Origin of the sequence: Halomonas marinisediminis (assembly GCF_004347715.1) — a bacterium.
Taxonomy (GTDB): Bacteria; Pseudomonadota; Gammaproteobacteria; order Pseudomonadales; family Halomonadaceae; genus Halomonas; species Halomonas icarae.
In genome coordinates this window covers 1-270 of sequence record NZ_SLTR01000481.1, presented here as the reverse complement: position 1 = coordinate 270, position 270 = coordinate 1, and the positions used below count along the sequence as shown (strand labels likewise).

Genomic DNA, 270 nt, shown 5'->3' with positions numbered 1-270 from the left:
CCGAGAAGGTCGAGGCGATGTGCGACATCAACTTCACCGGGGCGGCGCGCTGCGTCGGTGCGGTGCTGCCGGGCATGGTGGCGCGGGATGCGGGCCATATCGTGCTGACCGGGTCGCTGTCGGGGTTTCGCGGCCTGCCGGGGGCGTCGGGATACGGTCCGTCCAAGGCGGGGGTGATGGCCATGGCCGAGGCCATGCATTGCGACCTGCGCAAGACCGGCGTCGATGTGCAGGTGGCCAACCCGGGCTTCATCCGGACCCGCCTGACCG

General features: G+C 70.7%; 1 protein-coding gene. It reads left to right on the top strand.

The annotated features are described in order from the left end of the window. The coding region (locus tag E0702_RS17495; protein ID WP_132045781.1) for an SDR family NAD(P)-dependent oxidoreductase at positions 1–270 on the top strand (270 nt) is incomplete at both ends.